The sequence below is a fragment of the Thermomicrobiales bacterium genome (genome assembly GCA_023954495.1).
GTDB lineage: Bacteria > Chloroflexota > Chloroflexia > Thermomicrobiales > CFX8 > JAMLIA01.
In genome coordinates, this window is the sequence record JAMLIA010000002.1 from 1 (window position 1) to 20,450 (window position 20,450).

At 62.1% G+C, this 20,450-nt stretch carries 14 protein-coding genes; 6 read left to right on the forward strand and 8 right to left on the reverse strand.

Annotated elements, in window-relative coordinates; all coding sequences use genetic code 11:
- Positions 1-2,077 (reverse strand): glycosyl hydrolase (locus tag M9890_00455; protein ID MCO5175441.1); only part of this gene is annotated, 2,077 nt, incomplete at its 3' end.
- A gap of 363 nt (positions 2,078-2,440) precedes the next feature.
- On the opposite strand from M9890_00455, the gene M9890_00460 reads away from it, so the two are divergent.
- Complete coding sequence (locus M9890_00460) at positions 2,441-3,055, forward strand: NAD(P)H-dependent oxidoreductase (GenBank protein ID MCO5175442.1); 615 nt, start codon at positions 2,441-2,443, stop codon at positions 3,053-3,055.
- 82 nt (positions 3,056-3,137) lie between these two features.
- Here the strand turns inward: M9890_00460 and M9890_00465 are convergent, their stop codons facing one another.
- The 4 genes from M9890_00465 to M9890_00480 all read right to left on the reverse strand — a co-directional run bounded on the left by M9890_00465 (position 3,138) and on the right by M9890_00480 (position 7,916).
- Positions 3,138-3,674 carry a hypothetical protein gene (locus M9890_00465; GenBank protein MCO5175443.1) on the reverse strand — a complete coding sequence of 179 codons (537 nt, stop codon included), beginning with the start codon at positions 3,672-3,674 and terminating at the stop codon, positions 3,138-3,140.
- A 176-nt stretch (positions 3,675-3,850) separates the two neighbouring features.
- Positions 3,851-5,509, reverse strand: a complete 1,659-nt coding sequence (locus tag M9890_00470; GenBank protein ID MCO5175444.1) for an FAD-dependent oxidoreductase — start codon at positions 5,507-5,509, stop codon at positions 3,851-3,853.
- Between the two features lie 47 nt (positions 5,510-5,556).
- Positions 5,557-6,984, reverse strand: a complete 1,428-nt coding sequence (locus tag M9890_00475; GenBank protein MCO5175445.1) for an ATP-binding protein — start codon at positions 6,982-6,984, stop codon at positions 5,557-5,559.
- Positions 6,985-7,319: 335 nt separating this feature from the next.
- A complete protein-coding gene (locus M9890_00480; protein ID MCO5175446.1) occupies positions 7,320-7,916 on the reverse strand; it encodes a GNAT family N-acetyltransferase in 597 nt (198 codons plus the stop codon).
- Between the two features lie 244 nt (positions 7,917-8,160).
- Between M9890_00480 and M9890_00485 the strand changes: the two genes are divergently transcribed.
- A complete protein-coding gene (locus M9890_00485; protein ID MCO5175447.1) occupies positions 8,161-11,331 on the forward strand; it encodes a glycosyl hydrolase in 3,171 nt (1,056 codons plus the stop codon).
- A 317-nt stretch (positions 11,332-11,648) separates the two neighbouring features.
- Here M9890_00485 and msrB read toward each other — a convergent pair whose 3' ends face one another.
- The 3 genes from msrB to msrA are packed head-to-tail and all read right to left on the reverse strand — an operon-like array spanning position 11,649 to position 13,637.
- The gene (gene msrB, locus M9890_00490) at positions 11,649-12,071 is read right to left on the reverse strand and encodes a peptide-methionine (R)-S-oxide reductase MsrB (GenBank protein MCO5175448.1); all 423 of its coding nucleotides are present in this window, start codon (positions 12,069-12,071) and stop codon (positions 11,649-11,651) included.
- Between the two features lie 35 nt (positions 12,072-12,106).
- Complete coding sequence (locus tag M9890_00495) at positions 12,107-12,931, reverse strand: isocitrate lyase/phosphoenolpyruvate mutase family protein (protein MCO5175449.1); 825 nt, start codon at positions 12,929-12,931, stop codon at positions 12,107-12,109.
- Between the two features lie 40 nt (positions 12,932-12,971).
- Positions 12,972-13,637, reverse strand: coding sequence for a peptide-methionine (S)-S-oxide reductase MsrA (gene msrA / locus M9890_00500; protein MCO5175450.1), 666 nt, complete (start codon positions 13,635-13,637; stop codon positions 12,972-12,974).
- A gap of 464 nt (positions 13,638-14,101) precedes the next feature.
- On the opposite strand from msrA, the gene M9890_00505 reads away from it, so the two are divergent.
- The 4 genes from M9890_00505 (at position 14,102) to M9890_00520 (ending at position 20,448) form a co-directional block, all read left to right on the forward strand.
- Positions 14,102-14,647 carry a hypothetical protein gene (locus M9890_00505; protein ID MCO5175451.1) on the forward strand — a complete coding sequence of 182 codons (546 nt, stop codon included), beginning with the start codon at positions 14,102-14,104 and terminating at the stop codon, positions 14,645-14,647.
- A 75-nt stretch (positions 14,648-14,722) separates the two neighbouring features.
- Entirely contained in the window at positions 14,723-17,356 is a 2,634-nt protein-coding gene (locus M9890_00510) for a S8 family serine peptidase (protein MCO5175452.1), read from the forward strand.
- 223 nt (positions 17,357-17,579) lie between these two features.
- Positions 17,580-18,467: a hypothetical protein gene (locus M9890_00515; protein MCO5175453.1), complete on the forward strand. Its 888-nt coding sequence runs from the start codon at positions 17,580-17,582 to the stop codon at positions 18,465-18,467.
- A gap of 28 nt (positions 18,468-18,495) precedes the next feature.
- Positions 18,496-20,448 carry a chloride channel protein gene (locus M9890_00520; GenBank protein MCO5175454.1) on the forward strand — a complete coding sequence of 651 codons (1,953 nt, stop codon included), beginning with the start codon at positions 18,496-18,498 and terminating at the stop codon, positions 20,446-20,448.
- Positions 20,449-20,450: the final 2 nt, after the last annotated feature.

Genomic DNA, 20,450 nt, shown 5'->3' on the forward strand with positions numbered 1-20,450 from the left:
AGCGCCCGTGGGTGCCCACGACCAGCTCGTCGCCCTTGATGATGAGGTCGTGGACCGGCACGACCGGGAAGTTGCCACCCAGCCGATGCCACGAATCACCGGCGTCCCACGACACGTAGATGCCCGTCTCGGTTCCGGCATACAGCATGTTGGGTCGCTTCGGGTCCTCGCGGACGACGCGGGTGAAGTCATCCAGCGGAATGCCGTTGGTAATCTTCGTCCAGGTCTTGCCGCCGTCCGTCGTGCGGAAGAGGTATGGGGCGAAATCGTCCAGCTTGTAGCGCGTCGCGGCCAGCCAGGCAGTCTGGTCGTCGTGCGGGCTCGCGTCGATCAACGAGCAGAGCGACCAGTCCGGCAGGCCCTCCGGCTGGACAGCCTCCCATGTTCTGGCGTTGTCGCGGGTGACATAGACGAGGCCGTCGTCCGAGCCGGACCAGATCACCCCTTCGGTCACTGGCGATTCGGCGATGGTGAAGACGGTCCCGTAGACCTCAGCACCGGTGTTGTCCTTGGTGATCGGGCCGCCGGAGGGGCCGAGCGTTTCGGGGTCTCCGCGAGTCAGGTCGTCGGAGATGACGTCCCAGGACTGGCCCTCATCCGCCGAGCGAAAGATAACGTTCGCGCCGGTCATGAGGATGTCCGGGTTGTGGACGGAGAGAATTGTTGGCGAGGTCCAGTTGAAGCGGTATTTCATGTCCGCTGCGGCATTGCCGAGGAAGTTCTCTGGCCAGACGCTGATGTTGCGCAGTTGACCGCGACCGTGGTCGTAACGGGTCAGGAAGCCCTGGAACGAACCAGCGTAGATGACGTCCGGGTTGTCGGGCCGGATCGCGATGTAACCTGACTCGCCACCGCCGATCTCGTACCAGTCGAGAACTGTGATCGCGTCGTAATTCGAGCGACTGGGCAGCGACATTGTCGTGTTGTCCTGCTGCGCGCCATAGATCCGGTACGGCGATCGGGAGTCGGTGATCGTGTGATAGAACTCGCCGGTCGGCTGATTGTAGAGCGTCGACCACGAGACGCCGTTATTGAAGCTGACCGTCCCGCCGCCATCGTTCCCCAAAATCATACGGTCCGTGTTGTGCGGGTCGATCCACAGATCGTGGTTGTCACCGTGCGGGGCCGGCACGGTCTGGAATGTTTTGCCGGCATCGACTGACCGCCACATCTCGACGTTCAGCACCCAGACGGTATCGGCATCGCCCGGATCGGCGACGACGTGCGAGTAGTACCAGGCGCGCTGCCGCAGGTTGCGATCGTCGCTGACGCGCTCCCAGGTCTCGCCGTTGTCGTCGGAGCGGAAGACGCCACCGTCCTCGTGCTCGACCATCGCGTAGATGCGTCCCGGCTGTGGTGAGACGGAAACGCCGATCTTGCCCTTGATGCCGGACGGCATGCCCGGTCGATCTGACAGGTCCTCCCAGTTGTCGCCACCGTCGATGGAGCGGAACAGCCGCGAGCCGGGGCCGCCGGAAGACAGGTAGTGTGGACCGCGGTCCGCCTCCCACGACCCGGCGAAAATGATGCGCGGGTTCGAGGGATCGAGCGAGACGTCGTTCACTCCGGCGCGGTCGGAGACGAACAGGACGTTGTCCCAGGTCTTTCCGCCGTCCTTCGAGCGATAGAGGCCGCGCTCCGGGTTTGGCCCGTGAGCATGGCCGAAAGCAGCGACGTACACCAGGTCAGGGTTCGTTGGGTGAATCCGCACCTTGCCGATGTTGAGCGTTCGCTCCAGCCCGCAGTGCTGCCAGGTCACGCCGCCATCGGTTGATTTGTAGACGCCGTCGCCGTGCGAGACGTTGCCGCGAATCGTCGACTCGCCCATGCCGACGTAGATCACGTTTGGATCAGACTCCGACACGGCCATCGCGCCAACCGACGCACGCTTGAAGTAGCCGTCGGAGATGTTCTTCCAGTACTGGCCGCCGTCGTCCGACTTCCAGATGCCGCCGCCAGTCGAGCCGAAGTAGAACGTCGCCGGACTGGTTGGATGGCCAGCGACCGCAACGACGCGCCCACCGCGCGTCGGTCCGATGCTGCGCCACTCCAGCCCATCGAGCAGATTGCGATTCATTCCCATCCCTCTCGTGACCACCTCAGTTCGTTCCGGGGAGTATAGGCTGGCGATGCGGTGCCGGATATCTCGCAGCGCGAGAGATTCGCGTTGGCGACCGCGTCTGGACTCCGTGCTAAGGTGTCACAGGTCAGTTTCAGTCCGCGCATGTTCTGCGTGGTTTCAGGGGTGCAGTCCAGTCGTCTGCTCATGATCCATCCCGGGCAGCGCCAATTGATTCCCGCCTGCTGACAATGAGATCTCCGGGCCACAGAAGCATCCTGCTCGTCTTCGGGAATAGTTGGCACGCAAATGGCGTCTTCACCCGTAGCCGGTACGAGGGACCCGGCTTTCTTGTCGTTTGCACATGGGAGGACGTCACGCATGACGGATAACGGAAGCTCAATCGGCGGGAGCCGACCGCGGTTGCTTGTTGTCATTGGTAGTACCCGGCCGGGGCGTATCGGCCTGCCTATTGGCCAGTGGTTTACGGTCCAGGCGGAGGCGCATGGCGGGTTCGATGTTGAGGTTGCCGACCTCGCCGAAATCAACCTGCCGCTTCTGGACGAACCGGCGCACCCGCGCTTGCGCCAGTACACCAGGCAGCACACGAAGGACTGGAGCGCAAAGGTCGAAGCCTCCGATGCGTTCGTCTTCGTGACGCCGGAGTACAACCACGCTCCGCCGGCCCCGCTGATCAACGCCATCGACTATCTCAACGCCGAGTGGGCTTACAAGCCGGTCAGCTTCGTTAGCTACGGTGGTGTCTCGGGCGGCACGCGCTCGGTTGCGATCCTCAAGCAGATTGTCAGCGTATTGAAGATGGTGCCGCTGGCTGAGATGGTGAATCTCTCGTTCGTCGCGCAATTCATGAAGGACGGCGAACTGCACCCGAACGACGTGACTGAAGGTGCCGCGACGACGATGCTCGATGCGCTCCTGCGCTGGGCGACAGCTCTGGAGACGCTGCGTGTAGAGACGGCTGCTACGGCAGGCTGATCATCGTGATTGAAGACTCTGGTTGCACAGACGCGCCGCTCGCTCGCATCGCGGTTGAGCGGCACATCTGTGTCCTGGGACGCTACATCGTCGGCACAACCTCCAGCGCAGCGGCAATGTCTTGCGCCCAAGCTTCGATGTCCGCCCAATCGCGGAAGTCGCCTTCAGGCAGGAGTTTGTCACTGCCGGGCATCGCGGCGATCAGGCGTTCGCTGAGGCCGAATCCTGAGCGGTCGAGGGCACCGAAGAAGATGCGGTGCTCACGCGGACGGAGCAACGCTTCGAGCTCAGCGTGCTGCTTCGGTCTGGTCGTCTCGCGCAGGTCGTTACCCTCGTCATCGGTCGTGCCACTCCCGAGCGGGCCGCTGCTGAACAGCCACAACGGCCGTGCAGAGAGTACTGGGGCATGTTGCTGGACGAACTTAAGCCCCAGTTTCATCCACGAACCAACGTAGACAGCGCTGCCGATGACATAGGCGTCGTATTGCTCGACTGCGCCGACTTCGTCGATCGGGAGCACGTCAACATCAGATCCGGCACAACGCAGTTCCATGCCGATTCGATCGGCGATCCCGGCAGTTGCCCCATGTTTGCTGGCATATGCGACAAGGATGCGCATCGGTGACCTCCTGGTACGCACCGGTATCGACGCAGAGCCTAAGTTGGCACTGAGCATCGATCCTCTGCGCACAGGCTAGGTCGTGTCCTGTTACAGGCGCATCATGCTGCGGAGCGCGATCGTCGCAGTTTCGTTACATCTGCTAGCGATGGGCAGCGATCGCCAGTGGCTCGCCGCTAGATGCCGCCGAGATACTGATGAACGAAATGAATCGCCATGGCACCCTCGCCGGTCGCCGAGGCGATCCGCTTGATTGACCGATGGCGCACGTCTCCGGCGACAAAGATCCCCGGCACGCTCGTCTCCAGCCAGAACGGCTGACGGCGGACTGGCCACGGTGTCGGGATGGTGCGCATCCGTTCGATGTCCGCACCGGTGGCCACGTAGCCCTGCGGATCTACGGCCACCAGGTCGGCGATCCAGTCGGTGTATGGCTTTGCACCGATGAAGATGCAGAGTCCCTGCGCCGGAACCGTCTCGACTTCGCCAGTATCGTCGTGGCGGATGGTGAGCGCCTCAAGGTGGTTGTCGCCAAGCGCTTCGATCACGTTCGACCGTAGCGTAACGTGGATGTTCTCAATCTGATCGATCTGATCAACGAGGTATTGCGACATACCGCTGGCGAGGTCTCTCCCGCGCACAACCATCGTGACCGTCCGCGCGTACTTGGAGAAGTGGACCGCCGCCTGCCCAGCGGAGTTCGCACCACCAGCGATGAAGACGTCCTCGCCCTTCAGGCTGACGGCCTCGGAGAGCGCGCCGCCGTAGTAGACACCTGCGCCGGTGAGCCGATCGATTCCCGGGACATCCAGCAATCGGTACTGCACACCCGTTGCGACGACAAGCGCTGAACAGCTCAATTGTGTGCCATCTACGAGATCGACGATCCGATAGTTGTCGTTGGTACAGACAGACTTGACTTCACTCGACAGGAATTCGGCCCCGAGTCGTTGCGCTTGGGCGACAGCGCGTCGCGCTAGATCCGCCCCGCTCAGGCCGGACGGAAACCCGAGGTAGTTCTCGATGCGCGAGCTGGTGCCGGCCTGTCCGCCCGGTGCTTCGCGTTCAATCACCAGCGTCTGCAGACCTTCGGATGCGCCGTAGACAGCTGCGGCGAGCCCGGCTGGCCCGCCTCCGACGATGATCAGATCGTAGAACGGCAGGTCGGCTCGCACACGCGAGCCAATCTTCTCGGCGATGTCATGGATCGCCGGCTGCACCAGCACACTGCCATCAGCGAAGACTAGTACTGGTAGTGCCGTGCTGTCGACGCCGGCCTGCGCCAGCAGCGCGACAGCTTCGTTGTCGCGCTCGACATCCAGCCACTGGTAGGGGATCAGGTTGCGGGAGAGATACGAGCGTGTGTCGTACGCAGCGGCCGACCAGCGATGGCCGATCAGCCGAATGCCCTCGAACGGTGGGAAGTAGGTCGCTTCCCAGTCTTCGAGCACATCATCAATCACTGGATAGAGGTTCTGCTCCGGCGGGTCCCAGGGCTTCAGGAGGTAGTGGTGCAACTGCACCTCGTTGATCGCCCTGATGGCCACTTCGGTGTCTGCGTAGGCGGTGAGCAGGACGCGGCGCGCGTCGGGAAAGAGTGGGCTCGCCTCGGCAAGCAGCTCGACACCGGTCATTCCCGGCATGCGTTGATCGACCAGCATGAGCGCGACCGGGTCGTTGGAGAGCTTGACTTCGCGCAACAGCGCCAGTGCCCGCTCACCAGAATCAACCGGGATCACGCGGAACCGCGCACCGTACTTGCGCCGCAGGTCGGACGCGATTGTCCTCAGGACCTCACGATCGTCGTCAACGGTCAGGATAATTGGCTTCTTCATCTCAGCACTCTGCTCCCTCTGTGTGGAATTTCCCTGCCTCTTCCGTGCTACTGGGATGCGGGACTGAACGGAAGACGCACGCGGAACACGGTCTTGCCGGGCTCGGACTCAACCTCGATCGTGCCGTGATGCTCGTCGGTCACGATGTGCCAGACGGACTCCAACCCAAGGCCAATGCCGTTGCCCTGTGTTTTCGTGGTGAAGAACGGCTCGAAAATGCGGGTCAGGTGCTCCGGAGGTATGCCCGGTCCGTTGTCTGCGATTTCGATCGCGACTTGCTCCTCATCGAGGTAGGTGCGGATCGAAACGACCCCGTGGCCATCGGTCGCGTCAATGGCATTGTCGAGGATGTTGGTCCAGACCTGATTCAGGCCGCTGCCAACCGTCCGAATCGGCGGCAGGTTGCGATCGAACTCGCGACGGATCGTCACATCGCGCAATCGATGCGCGAGGATGATCAATGTGTTCTCGATCCCTTCGTGGACGTCAGCGACCTGATCCAGGCCGCGATCCATGTAGGAGTACGCCTTGATCGCGTTGACCAGATCGGAGATGCGCTGCGTGCCGCGATCAATGACATCTGCTGCGTCGCGCAGCGCAATAGAAGAAGACACGCACTTCAGCGCAGGGCCGAGTGTTCCGGACGGCACCCGCGTTGCCACAGATTCAAGTTGAGTGCAGGTGATACCGGCAGAGACCAGCTCGGGAGCAAGATTCCAGCAGTCGGTCACGCCCTGGTCGGCCAGCCAGTTTTCCATCTCTTCTTCGCGGGCACTCACAGCGAGCGGGTCGTCGTGATCGTCGCTGGTCGCTGACCGTTGCTGTCCAGACGCCAGACTTGCCAGCAATTGCCACGCGTCGGCCGAGAGGCCCTGCGCTACGAGATCGACCAGGGCGGCGTCGCGCGAGGTGATGCCCTCGTCCAGGCCGGAGTTGGCGCGGCGGACGGCCGCTGCCGGCTTGTTCAGCTCGTGCGCGAGTCCGGCGGCGAGCTTGCCGAGCGCGGCCATCTTCTCCAGGTAGCGCGCCATGCTCTCGCGCTCAAGCTCCAGGTTGCGAACCTCAAGCTCCTGCGCACGAATGCGCTCGGTGATGTCGCGGAAGAATGCGTGGGTTGCGACGATTTCGCCGTCCACCTCGCGGATCGTGACGCTACCCTCGGCTGGTACCGGATCGCCGCTCTTCGTTTTGAATACGACGTCAACGTCCGTCATGGCGTTGCCTTCCATCACCTTGGCAAACATCGTTTGGCAATGTTCGAGCGAGGAGGGATGGATGACGTCCCAGATGATGAGATCGTCGACTTCTTCGACGGTGTAGCCGAGCTTGTTCAACCAGGATGGATTGACGAACTCAAAGCGGCCATCCGGCAGGACGCTCTGAACCATGTCCGACGCGTTCTCGATGACCGCGCGATAGCGAGCTTCGTTCTCAATCAGATGGGGATCGTTGTGGCTGGCGGGTTCGGCAAACACAGGCACCTCCACGGGTACGCGGGCGGATACGATCTACAGGTTTCAGTTCCCACCCCGGAATCGGCACCTATTGCGACTACATGTGTCATCGGCGGAGCGAACACACCTCGGAGGAACGCGTCTGCCTGTGGCACGAGCACGGCGGCGATGCGGGCGGGCGTGCAAAGACGTGCGCAAGAGCGCCCGTTTCCACAGTTGGACCCGAGTGAGCGAGGTCGACGTCTCATTCCCGCACACATGCTGTTCACCGTTGAAGGAGTTACAGTCCCGCAGCCGTTGACTGCGGGACAAACTAACTGAACTTTCATCCTGACCTGCGCTGGAGTGAGGGCTTGCTAACTGCTTGCGCGACGGCGCTCCCATTCGGTGCGGTCGAGAGCGTACTCAACGTCCTCACCGGGGAATGCCGCGACAGATGTCGCCATGTCGTAGATGCCGTCCTCAGACAATTCCTCGGGTGTCATCCGGTAGGTCCGCGCGAGCGTCATGCCGACCTTCTCCATGACGCGCCGTGAACCGGCGTTGTCCTGGTATGTGCTGGCAACGACGCGCTGAATACCGAGATCGCGAAAGCCACGATCGATCAACGCTTGTGATCCCTCGGTTGCGTAACCCTTCCCCCAAGCGCTCTGCCGCAAGCGGTAGCCGAGTTCGACAACATCATCTTCGTCGGTCGCTCGAAAGTGGAACCAGCCGAGGAAGTCGCCAGTGTCCTTCTCGATCGCCGCCCAGAAGCCGAGATCATTGCCACGCTCGTAGTGCCGCAGCCATGCCGGCAGAATCACCTGCTCGATTGCTTCTCGGGGTGTCGCCGGCCCACCGCTGATGTAGCGCATCACTACCGGATCGCTATCGAGCTGAACCAGCAGATCCAGATCGTCTTCCGTAAACCTGCGCAGGATCAGTCGGTCAGTCTCCAGGTAGACATGCATCGCGTCGCCTTCCGTGTGATGCCAGTCAACATTCATGATGTGAGGATGGTGAATGATACTGGGTTGGGCGGTCAAAGATTCCCGTATGTGGTGGTGTTGCATCGACCGGGTTCATAGCGAACAGCGCGATCTCGCGTCCCCATGAGCCCGCGCGACCGGGCCGATGTATTTGCTCTTTCCGCATCGCTCGACAAGAATTGCCGTCATAGCCCAGGACCTCGGACTGCAAAGACAGGGGAGTGAGATGAGCAGCCCAACAATCGATCCGAAGCTGTACGGTTCACTGGAGTACCGCAACATTGGGCCGCATCGTGGCGGGCGCGTCGTCGCCGTCGCGGGCGACGCGCACGACCGCAACGTCTTCTACTTTGGCTCCACCGGCGGTGGTGTCTGGAAGACGAGGGACGGCGGGAAGAGCTGGCGGAATGTCTCTGACGGCTTCTTCCAGTACGCCTCGGTCGGCGCACTGGCGGTGTCGCAGAGTGACCCGAACGTGGTTTTCGCCGGCATGGGCGAGACCAGTATTCGCGGTAATGTCTCGCGCGGCGACGGCGTCTACAAGTCCACCGACGGCGGCCGCACCTGGCAGCAGATGGGGCTGGCTGAAACGCGCAACATCGGCGAAATCCAGATCCATCCTTCCAATCCCGATATCGTCTATGTCGCGGCGCTCGGCCATGTCTGGGGGCCGAACGAGGAACGCGGCGTCTTCCGCTCCACCGACGGTGGCGCGACCTGGACCAAGGTGCTGTTCAAGAGCGACAAGTCTGGTGCCGTCGACATTTCGATGGACCCCAACAATCCACGAATTCTCTATGCGACGATCTGGGAGGCCGGGCGCGGTCCGCATTTCCTCTCAAGTGGCGGTGAGGATTCCGGCATCTGGCGCTCAACCGATGGTGGCGACACGTGGGAGGACATCTCCCGTCGACCGGGCCTGCCCAAGGAGGGGATTTACGGCAAGATCGGCATTTCTGCCTCTCCCGCCCAGCCGGGTCGCGTCTACGCGATCGTCGAGCATGAACAGGGCGCACTCTATCGCTCCGACGACTACGGCACGACCTGGACGAAGGGCAGCGAAGACCGCAACCTGCGCACGCGTGCCTGGTACTACCATCACATCATTGCCGACCCGCAGAATGCCGACACGGTCTATGTTCTGAACGTGAGCTTCTGGAAGTCGATCGATGCCGGGAAGTCATTCAGCGAGATCTCCGTCCAGCACGGCGATACCCACGATCTGTGGATCGACCCGCAGGACAATCAGCGCATGATCCTCGGTGACGACGGAGGCGCAGAGGTGAGTTTCTCCGGCGGACAGGGGTGGTCGACCATCTTCAATCAGGCGACCGCCGAGTTCTATCACGTCGTTGCTGACAATCAGATCCCGTATCGTGTCTATGGAGCCCAGCAGGACAACACGACCATGAGTGTGCCGAGTCGCTCTGTCAGCGGCTTCATCGGCATGACCGAGTGGTATACGGTTGGCGGTGGCGAATCGGGCTACATCGCCGTCAAGCCGGATGACCACAACATCATCTACGCCGGCTCGTACGGCGGTCTGCTCACGCGCTTCGATGCCAGCTCACGGCTGGCGCGGGCAGTGTCAGTCTGGCCAGAGATGACGCTCGGTTCGCCGACATCAGAAATGCAGTTCCGCTTCAACTGGACCTCGCCGACCGTCTTCTCGCCGCACGATCCGAATGTCCTCTATACCGGTGGCAACCACGTCTTCCGAACGACCAACGAGGGCAAGAGCTGGGAGAAGATCAGCGATGATCTGACCCGCGCCGATCCTGAGACGATGGTCGCGTCGGGTGGCCCAATCACAAAGGACAATACTGGTGCGGAGACATACGCGACCGTCTTCGCTATCGCCGAGTCGCCGGTCGAGGCCGGTGTCATCTGGACCGGATCGGATGACGGTCTCATCTACCTGAGCCGCGACAACGGCAAGACCTGGCAGAACGTCACACCCGGTCCGAACCTGCTACCGGAGTGGAGCCTGATCTCAATCGTCGAGCCGTCCCCTCACGACGCCGCCGCCTGCTACGTCGCTGCGACGCGATACAAGTCGGCCGATGAGACGCCGTACCTGTTCAAGACCAGCGATTACGGCGAGAGCTGGACACTGATCACGAACGGCATTCCGGAGCACGACTTCACCCGGGTGATCCGCGAGGACCTGGAAGTGCGCGGCCTTCTGTTTGCTGGAACCGAGCGCGGACTGTATGTCTCGTTCGATGATGGTAGCAACTGGCAGCCGCTGCAGCTGAATCTGCCGGTCGTGCCGATCCACGACCTGATCATCAAGGACAACGATCTCGTCGTCGCTACCCACGGTCGAAGCTTCTGGATTCTCGACGACATCACGCCGCTGCGGCAATTGGCACGCGGAGATGTGCAGCAGAACGGCACAATCCTCTACCAGCCACAGCCAACGCGTCGCTGGGCGTCTGCGCCGGGCTTCGGCGGTGGTGCCGTACCGGGTCGCAACTATCAGTCGGCTGGCGGTGTCGCGATGAGCGCAGAGCAGGTCACAACCGCTGAGGGTAAGACGAAGTCGATCTCGCTCGATGCGGGAGACAACCCGCCTGACGGTGTTGTCTTCCACTATTATCTGACGGCCAAGCCGAAGGATCCGATCTCCCTTACGATCAAGGACAGCGCCGGCAACGAGTTGCGCTCGTTCTCCAGCGCGGAGATCAACGAGGCGGACTACAAGGACAAGCCCGGCCTGAGCAAGCCGCAGGTCTTGCCGGCCGCGGTTGGCGGTAACCGCTTCGTCTGGAACTTCCGGCTGCCAAACGCGACGGAGGTGCCGGACGACACTGGGTCGATGGGCTTCGCACGCGGGCTGAATGGGCCGAAGGTGCCACCGGGTGACTACACGGTTAACCTGAAGATCGGTAGCAGCACCCTCAGCCAGCCGTTCGAGATCCTGCCCGACCCGCGCACTGGCTCGACGCAGGAAGAGTACGAGGCTGGTTACGAGCTCGCCAAGCAGGTGCATGCCAAGCTCTCGGAACTCCACGAAGGGGTAAACACGCTGCGGCGCGTTCGTAAGCAGATTGACGCCTGGTCCGATCAGCTCAACAAGGACGAGGTGACTAAGGCAGCCGACGAGCTGAAGTCCAAGCTGCGTGAGGTGGAAGACGGGCTGATCCAGTGGCGGGCCAAGGCTGGTCAGGACACGCTCAACTTCCCGGTCATGCTCAACGCCAAGCTGGCGGCGCTGATCGCCGGCATCAACGGTGCCGAAGGCAAGCCGACCGACCAGACGCGCGACCTGTTCGCGGACCTCGCGAAGCGCACCGATGCGCTGCTCGCTCGACTCAACGATGTCCTGAAGACAGACATCGCGCCATTCAACGCACTGGTGAAGCAGTCCGAGAGCGACGCGATCGTCGTTTGATCGAATGAGTCTTGCATGGGGGCGGGGCACGAAAGTGCCCCGTTCGCCGTGTGCGATGCGTCCTTGTTTCGCCGATCGTAATGAGTACTTCAGCCGGCGCGCCGCCGCCAAGATTCATCAAAGCCGCCGTCATCCGGTACGGGCGTCGCCAGGGCCCGAGTGAATCTTGGGCGTTGGAGTCCGGCGATGACAAGTCCCTACGAAGATGTCGGCGGCGACCGTGACCTGAACAGGCACCAACACCGGAGACACAGAGCGCGGCACCCAGTAATGGGTGCCGCGCTCTGCGCGATTGAGTTATCTGCAAACCGACGCGGTTAGTCGCCGGATGCACCGCGATTGAAGTCGAGCGCGACGCTGTTCATGCAGTAGCGCTGGCCGCCAAGCTCGGCTGGCCCGTCATCGAAGACGTGGCCGAGGTGTGAGTGGCAGCGGCCGCAACGCACTTCGGTGCGGATTCTGCCGAACGAGCGATCTTCGAGGTACTCGACCGCGTCCGGCGTGACTGTCTCGGCGAAGCTCGGCCAGCCACAGCTGGAGTGGAACTTCGCGTCGCTGTTGAACAGCAGATTGCCGCACGCGGCGCACCGATAGGTGCCGTCATCGAACACCTCGACGTACTCGCCGGTAAACGGCGCTTCGGTGCCGGCCTGGCGCAAGACGTTGAACTGCTGTGGTGATAGCTTTTCGCGCCACTCATCATCAGTGGTTGGAATGTCCTTCAACTCGACGTCTGCCATGTGCTCCTCCAATTCATCGCTTGCGCGATTCTGACTCAGCCTCGTCTCATATACGATAACGCCTCGGTGTGGGGTAACGCTCGCGAAGCGTAGGTGAACGTCCCCTGTTCGAGCACTTCACGGGCCGATCTGATGAACTCACCGAGCGCGGAGCGCGCCATCGAGCCACCGACGCTGATGCGTGTCACACCCACTTCGGCGAGTTGCTCCACTGTCCAGGTTGGGCCGCTGAGGCCCATGACGACGTTCACCGGGCAGGGCACCGATGCGCAGACCTCGCGGATCGCTTCCAGGCTCGGCAGTCCCGGCGCGTAGACCACATCCGCGCCCAGATCGGCGAACGCGCGTAGCCGCCGGATTGTGTCGTCCAGATCCGGCCGACCGTGCAGGAAGTTCTCCGCACGAGCGGTCAGGAAGAACCGACTCTGCTTGGCTGCTTCGACTGCCGCCGCAACCCGCTCGACGGCCGTTTCGAACGGGTAGATCGGGTCGGCTTCATTGCCGGTTGCGTCCTCGATCGACCCGCCGACGAGCCCGGTCGCCGCAGCCAGCCGAATCGTCTCTGTGCATGATTCTGGCGTGCCGCCGAACAGATCCAGCATGTCGGCTGAAACGGGCAGGTCGGTCGCCTCTACGATATCGCGAGCGTTCGCCAGCACGCCGTCGCGGGTGATCGATTCGACGTCGTCCGTGCGGCCAACCGAGAACGCATAACCGGCGCTCGTTGTCGCAAGTGCTTCAAACCCGAGCGCAGTCAATATGCGCGCGCTCCCGGCATCCCACGGGTTCGGGATGACGAACGCGCCGGGTCGTTCGTGCAGCGCCTTGAACGCCTCAAACTTCTCGTCACGTGTTGGCATGCCGCCTGGTTCCTCGTTTCCTTTACACTCTGCCCGAAGATCAGTCAGCGACCGCGTCGACAGCTGTCGGCAGCGGGCAGGTGACACCGGTGCCGGCCAGACCACAATAGCCATTCGGCACCTTGTGCAGGTACTGCTGATGGTACCCCTCGGCATAGTAGAACGGGCCCGCCACCTCGACTTCAGTCGTGATCGCCTGATAGCCGGATCGCACAAGCTCGGTATTGTATGCGCTGCGCACACGCTCGGCGGTTCGCTTCTGCTCGTCGCCGTGGGCGTAGATCGCCGATCGATACTGCGAGCCGATATCGTTGCCCTGCCGCAAGCCCTGCGTTGGATCATGCGCCTCGAAGAAGACGCGCAGCAGGTCTTCGTAGGAGATGGCCTGCGGGTTGTACACCACCTGGACGACCTCCGCGTGGCCGGTTCGTCCGCTGCACACCTCTTCGTAGGTCGGATTCGGACTGTATCCGCCAGCATATCCGGACGCGGTCGAGTAGACGCCATCAAGCTGCCAGAACAGCCGCTCCGCACCCCAGAAGCAGCCCAGCCCGAAGTGCGCAACCTCGAAGCCATCCGGGAAAGGTGGCTGGAGCGGAGAGCCAAGAACATCGTGGCGTGGTGGGATGGCGTATTGAGGCTTATCGTGGCCCGGCAGCGCCTCGGCACGCGAGATCATAGTCGCCTTCTTGCGTTGAAAGAACATGGATATCCTCTCAGTATGCGTTCGTCCGTTTCGGAACTCGGAGTCGAAGACCCTGCATGGAGTTTGCAGCACGTTGGATGCCGTCGCACACAGACTCATCTGGCTTCCGGAGCTACCACTATCTGTAACACACCAATCGCTCTATAGTTCCCCGATCCGGGGCGAATCTCGGATGACGATAGACGCGCTCGCGCGCCGCACACAGGCAATTGTGGTCGCCCAACCGCGTTGGCGTAGTTCTGCAGCATTTCGCGCTCCTGGGTGAGACCAGAACGCATATGGTGCCTACCATTCACAAGATTTGCGCAACGATTCAGAGTGCAATGTCATATTGACAGATTGCGTAGTCACGGTGATAGTAGGCGGCCTAGACGCGAGATTGAGAAGTCAGTTCTTTGCATGTTCGAGAGCCGACCCTACGCATTGATGTGCAAAGTTGTGAAGGCTTCTGGATGGATTCGATGATGTTCGGCCAGCGAATGCCACGAGGTGTGCTGCTACTTGGCGCAGGGATTGTCTTGCTGATCGGCACGGCCGCATGCGGGGGTGCGGAGGACGCATCACCGTCTGCTGACGGCGTGCCAACGCAAACTCCACGTGCCGCCGCGTCACCAGCGACTCCATCACCCGCACCGATGACGCCGTCGCCGGTTGCATCTCCGGTCGTCATCGACGATGCACTCTGGAAGCACGTGCAGGCCGAGGGGACGGTCATGGTCATCGTCACGCTGAGTGTCCCGTTTCAGCCGGAATCGCAGTTGAGTGGACAGGCGGCGATTGATGCACAACGTGTCGCCATCGCGAATGCGCAGGACGAGCTGGTCGCCTCACTGTCTGGGGGGCAGGTCGAGGTTGTCACGCGGATGAATGTGCTGCCGCAGATGGTGCTGATCGTAGACGAGTCGGCTCTGCAGCAGCTCGCATCTTCGCCGTTGGTCCTGGCGGTACAGGAGAATACGCAGGATTCGCCAACTGGTTGGCGAACAACCCATCAGGGAGGTCGCCCATAAGCGCCATCTATCCAACCACGAAGTGAAGACCCTACCCAATCTCACTGTGCGCACTCGAATTGTGGGGGTAGTTCGATGAGAAGGTTGATTCTTCCGTATGTTCTCCCGGCGTTGCTTCTTTTTTCGCTGCTGACGCCGCTCGCTGCTTCCGCGGGCGATGTGGCCATCAGCGGTCCTGACGCTGCGCTCATCGCCAAAGCAAATAGCGAAGGACCGCTGCTGGTCATTGCCACGCTGACTTCAGTTGCGGCGCAGCAATCGGTGCTTGATGCTCTCGATGGACAGGATGCGACGCTGCGCGTTCGCTATGAACTGTTCCCGTTGTTGGCACTGACTGCTGGCCCGGATGCGCTAACGACACTGGCGCGATCCGCTGACGTGGTGTCCATTACTGAGGATGTCCCCCAGGATCCGGGCCTCGCGTCAACAATTCCCGTGATCAATGGGGACGACGTTCAGTCGTTCGGCTGGACCGGTGCTGGGCAGACGGTTGCCATTCTCGATACTGGGATTGATGCAAACCATCCCTTCTTTGGTGGGCGTGTCGTCGAGGAAGCCTGCTATTCGCGCGCTGGCGGCGCAGGGACGGGCGTCTCATTATGTCCGGACGGTAACGACGCCCAGACGGGCAGCGGTGCTGCTGATGCCAACACAGCGCAATGCCTTGACGGCGCGACGAACATCTGTGACCACGGCACCCACGTCGCCGGGATCGCCGCCGGTAATGGCGCTGGCGTGAGTGGCGCACCGGGGAATGGTGTAGCACCCGGCGCGAACATCATTGCAATTCAGGTCTTTACCCGTCACAACACCGTTGCCGAGTGCGATCCGGATGATCCGAATTCGGCCCCGTGCGTCAAGACCTATTCATCGGATCAGATCCTCGGCCTGCAGCGAGTGCTAGCGCTGTCTGCATCGCGAACGATTGCCGCTGTGAACATGAGCCTGGGCAGCGGAATGAACACCACGTCTTGCGACACTGATGCGCGGAAGACGGCCATTGACGCGCTGCTTGCGGTTGGAATTGCCACCGTTATTGCAGCTGGCAATGAAGGCTATATTGATGCAGTGGGCACACCGGGATGTATCTCGACGGCGATCACCGTTGGCTCAACGACTGACGCCGACACAGTGTCGGGTTTCAGCAATCGTGGCCCGTTGCTCGATATCTTTGCTCCGGGTAGCGGCGTCGATTCCTCTGTCCCGGATGATGCCTGGGGCAATATGAGTGGCACTTCGATGGCCACGCCACACGTCGTCGGTGCGTTCGCAGTTTTGCGCCAGGTCTATCCGACGGCCAGTGTCGCGACGCTGCTCGAATACATGAAATCCACTGGCGTTCCGATCACGTATGCAATCGATACGGCGAATCCGACCACTATGCAGACGACTCCACGGCTGGATCTGCTCGGTGCAATCCAGGCTGGCAACGCAGCACCGATACTCACGGTGAACTCGTCATCTGTCACGACCAATGAAGGCAGCTCGGCAGGGAATGCAGGGACCTGGTCCGATGCCGACATTGACCCCGTAACGTTCACCGCGTCGGTTGGCAGCGTCACAGGGATTTCCGGCAACATGTGGATCTGGTCGTTCACGCCGGACGATGGGCCATCAGATAGCCAGGTCGTGACGATCACCGGCACGGACAACAAGGGCAGCACCGGCACAGTGACGTTCCAGCTGAATGTCGTCAATGTCGCACCGACAGCCTCAATTTCGGCTGCACCGACGACATTGAATGAGGGTGATCCGTTCACGGTCTCACTGACGAATCCAGCAGACGTTTCGGTGGCGGACACGACGACCGGGTTTACCTACTCGTTCGACTGCGCGACCGGCGGCGGCTATAGCGCGTACTCCGTGACCGCAAACCGTGTCTGTCCGACGACTGATAATGCGGTGCTCAGTGTCGGTGGTCGGATTCAGGACAAAGACGGCGGTGTTTCAACGTACAACACCACCGTGACTGTCCTCAACGTGCCGCCGACGGTCGGCGCGATTACTGCTCCAACCGGACCGGTCTTCGTCGGCAGCCTTGTGTATGCAAGTGCGCCATTCACTGATCCCGGTATCGACGACACGCACACGTCGAGCTGGAACTGGGGCGACGGCTCGGTCACGACGGGCACTGCTGGTGGCAATCTGGCGACCGGTAGCCACGTCTACACGTCTGCCGGGCTGTTCACGATTGTTGTGACGGTCACTGACGACGACGGCGGCTCGGGATCCTCCACGTTCCAGTATCTGATTAGCGTTGATCCGGCGGCCGGAACACTGCTTGGTGCCGGTAAGTTCATGTCGCCGACTGGTGCCTGGACCGAGCGGCCGACATCGATGGCTGGCGAGTTCCGCTTTAACATCTGGTATCCACGCGGTGCCACGGTACCGACCGGCTACTTTGAATATGAGCTCGGCGGTTCTGCGCGCTTCGAGTCCCCATTCCACTTCCGGTCCAGCACCTTCGATTGGCTGGTCCTGACGCCTGATGTCGGCTACGTCTCCGGCAGAGGCACGCTCAATGGGCGTAGCGGATTCGGGTTCTGGTTTGGCGCTAGCGATGGTCCGGACAAGTTGCGGGTCAAGATCTGGAACCTGTCGACCGGTGTTGTCATCTACGACAACCAGCCGGGTGACGACATCGCAGCAAATCCGCAACTGCCACTGAAGCTGGGCACGATCGTCATCACGCGCTTGCGCCTCTGGTAGCGTAGGAGCGAAGACACATGCGACCGGCCAGGGATCCACTCACGGATCACTGGCCGGTCCGCTTTTGTTGTCGAATCGGGTTTGGTGCGTTAGGTGACGGTGCCCCACCAAAATTTGACACGGTCCTGATACGAATCAGGCTTCGCTGTAGCCACCATTGCGACTAATAAGGCGCATGCTCACTGTGGGGCAGATCTACGCACTGCCTCGTAGGGAGTTGGACATGCGCACCGACCGACTGGCCGGTCTTGCATCGATGGCACTCGGTATTGGTATTGCCGCAGTCGCGCTCCTCGGACCGCTCTGGCTGGGAAAGATCCGGCAGCACGTCTCGGCCAATGTCGAGAACCAGGTCGTCGGCGCGGATGCCATCTCGCTGCTGCTCGTTGCGCCTCTCGCGGTCCTCGGCGGTCTGCTCTGGTGGCGAGGTCACCCGCTAGCTTCCTCGCTGACGTTCGGCCCAGCCGCATACGCGGTCTACATCCATTTCCAGTACATGGTCGGCTCGGAGTACGAGCGGTATCCCGGAAACAGTGAGCGCTACTTCGTGCTCTTCTACGCCATCGTCATGCTCGGCCTGCTCGTCTCCACCTTGTCGTGGTCGCAACTCAGCACACCGGCGCTGCCCTCACGGCGCGTCCAGGTGCTTGCCGCTGGACTGCTGATCGGCGTGAGCGCGCTGCTCGGTCTGGCGTGGATCACGGCGATCGCCGATGTGATCGGCGGCACGAGGACAACCGAATACCTCGAAGCGCCGGGACTGTTCTGGATGGTCAAGACGATGGATCTCGCGTTCGTCATTCCGGCTGCGCTGGCCACCGGCGTCGGTCTGCTGCGTCACAGCGCCCTCGCAGCGCGCGTCGCTGCCGGCCTGACCTGCTGGCTCGCGCTGATGATGGCCTCGGTCGCAGCGATGGGTGCTGTGATGTGGAGAAACGATGACCCGTCGGCATCGCCGCGCTTCGTCGTCGTGCTGGCACCGGTCGCCGCGATCATGGCCGTACTGACGACCACCTTGTGGAGGACGCGCGGAGCGTCGCCGAATGGCACGCCAGATCTGGCTCATCAGCACCGCCCGGAGCGGATGCCGCAATTGCGCGGTCGCGGATAGCTGCCGTATTCTTCCTTGAGGGGGGAGCATGGCACAACAATCTGACGACCCGGAAGATTCGCGCAGAATGCGAGCGATCCACTGGCTGAATTGGGCTCTGTTTCGCCGGTTGCTGCCGCGGAGCAGCGGTTTCGAGAGTACCCGCTACCTCGGTAAGTGGCTTCTTCTTGGCATTGCTGTCGGCATCGTCGCCGGACTCGGTTCGGTCCTCTTTTATCGCGCGCTAGAATTCGCGACGCAAGTCTTCCTCGGCGATATCGTCGGCTACACACCGCCGCTTCCGGTTGGCGAGGGCTCACCGGTGCGCGAGGCGATGGATCGGCCATGGCTCCTGCCGGTGGTAACTGGTCTCGGCGGACTGCTCTCCGGCCTCATCGTGTTTACGCTTGCGCCGGAGGCTGAGGGGCACGGCACCGACGCCGCGATCGAGGCGATTCACTACAAGCAGGGGCGGCTACGCGCGCGAGTCCCACCGATCAAGCTGATTGCTTCGGCGATCACGATCGGCTCCGGCGGCTCGGGTGGCCGCGAAGGACCGGCGGCGCAGATTTCGGCCGGCTTCGGCTCGATCCTCGGCCTCTGGCTGAAGCTCGATGCCCAGGATCGCCGCATCCTCGTGGCGGCAGGCATGGGTGCCGGCATCGGCGCAATCTTTCGCGCGCCGCTTGGCGGGGCGCTGATGGCGGCCGAGATTCTTTACCTCCACGACCTGGAAGTCGAAGCGCTCATTCCCAGCCTGATCGCGTCTATCGTCGGATACAGCGTCTTCGGCTCCTTCGAGGGCTTCACGCCGATCTTTGGCGCACAGCCGGGCATCGCGTTCGGGAATCCGCTGACGCTCGGCTACTACGCACTGCTTGGACTCCTCTGCGGCGCGGTCGGCATTCTGTACGCGCGTACGTTTTACGGCGTGACAGGCGTGTTCCATCGGTTCCATATCCCGCGGTTCCTGAAGCCGATGCTGGGCGGGGTGCTGGTCGGATTGATGGGCCTGGCCGTGACGGGTTCACTGCACACCGGCTATGGCTGGATTCAGATCAGCATGACCGACGAGTTGAAGACGTTGCCGCTCTGGCTGGTGCTGGCGCTGCCGTTCGCCAAGATCCTCGCGACATCGCTGTCGATCGGCTCGGGCGGCTCGGGCGGCATCTTCGGACCCGGCATGGTTATCGGCGGCATGCTCGGCGCGGCATTCTGGCGCATCGGCGACGGCTTCCTGCCGCTGCTGCCGACCAGCCCAGCGCCGTTCGTCATAGTCGGCATGATGGCGCTGTTCGGCGGGATCGCCCATGCGCCGCTGGCAGTTATGCTGATGGTCGCCGAGATGACTGGCAACCTGTCGTTGCTTGCCCCGGCGATGGTCGCTATCGCACTAGCCACGCTGCTGATCGGCGATACGACGATCTACACCAGTCAGCTACCGAACCGCGCATCCTCGCCGGCACACCGTCTGCGCTTCAGCTTTCCGTTGCTCTCGTCGCTCTTCGTCCGCGACGCGATGTCACCGGTGTCGTTTGGCCAATCATGGTCGCAGACCGAAAGCGCAGCGTCGCTCGAGCCAGACCAATCCCTCGATAGCGCGCTGGAGCTGCTGGTCGAAGGTGGGGTGTCCACTATTCCGGTGGTAGATCAGGGCGTGGTCGTCGGGCAGATCACGCATCGCGACATCGTCGCGACCTACAAGGCGATGCTGGCGCGCGGGGTACATCGGGCGCGCTCGTTGCCGGAAGAGACGGCACTGTTCGAAGTGCGGCTCGGCCCGACCTCACCGTTGGTCGGTCGCACACTGCGTGATGGCGGCATGCCACGCGGCACGCTGGTCGTATCGATCATCCGCTCCGGTGAGACGATCTTTCCCAGCGCCGCAACCGAGCTGGAAGCCGACGACGTCGTCATGGTCGTTGCCAGCCCCGAGAGCGAGGCAGGGCTGCGCTCGTTCCTGGCGGGCGACGAGGCGACGAACGACGATGGCGAGGCGTGAAT

What these genes read in the sequence shown, in the direction of transcription:
- M9890_00460 (MCO5175442.1), top strand. Translation starts at nt 2,441, where the DNA reads ATGACGGATAACGGAAGCTCAATCGGCGGGAGCCGACCGCGGTTGCTT.
- M9890_00465 (MCO5175443.1), bottom strand. Translation starts at nt 3,674, where the DNA reads ATGCGCATCCTTGTCGCATATGCCAGCAAACATGGGGCAACTGCCGGG.
- M9890_00470 (MCO5175444.1), bottom strand. Translation starts at nt 5,509, where the DNA reads ATGAAGAAGCCAATTATCCTGACCGTTGACGACGATCGTGAGGTCCTG.
- M9890_00480 (MCO5175446.1), bottom strand. Translation starts at nt 7,916, where the DNA reads ATGCATGTCTACCTGGAGACTGACCGACTGATCCTGCGCAGGTTTACG.
- M9890_00485 (MCO5175447.1), top strand. Translation starts at nt 8,161, where the DNA reads ATGAGCAGCCCAACAATCGATCCGAAGCTGTACGGTTCACTGGAGTAC.
- msrB (MCO5175448.1), bottom strand. Translation starts at nt 12,071, where the DNA reads ATGGCAGACGTCGAGTTGAAGGACATTCCAACCACTGATGATGAGTGG.
- M9890_00495 (MCO5175449.1), bottom strand. Translation starts at nt 12,931, where the DNA reads ATGCCAACACGTGACGAGAAGTTTGAGGCGTTCAAGGCGCTGCACGAA.
- msrA (MCO5175450.1), bottom strand. Translation starts at nt 13,637, where the DNA reads ATGTTCTTTCAACGCAAGAAGGCGACTATGATCTCGCGTGCCGAGGCG.
- M9890_00505 (MCO5175451.1), top strand. Translation starts at nt 14,102, where the DNA reads ATGTTCGGCCAGCGAATGCCACGAGGTGTGCTGCTACTTGGCGCAGGG.
- M9890_00510 (MCO5175452.1), top strand. Translation starts at nt 14,723, where the DNA reads ATGAGAAGGTTGATTCTTCCGTATGTTCTCCCGGCGTTGCTTCTTTTT.
- M9890_00515 (MCO5175453.1), top strand. Translation starts at nt 17,580, where the DNA reads ATGCGCACCGACCGACTGGCCGGTCTTGCATCGATGGCACTCGGTATT.
- M9890_00520 (MCO5175454.1), top strand. Translation starts at nt 18,496, where the DNA reads ATGGCACAACAATCTGACGACCCGGAAGATTCGCGCAGAATGCGAGCG.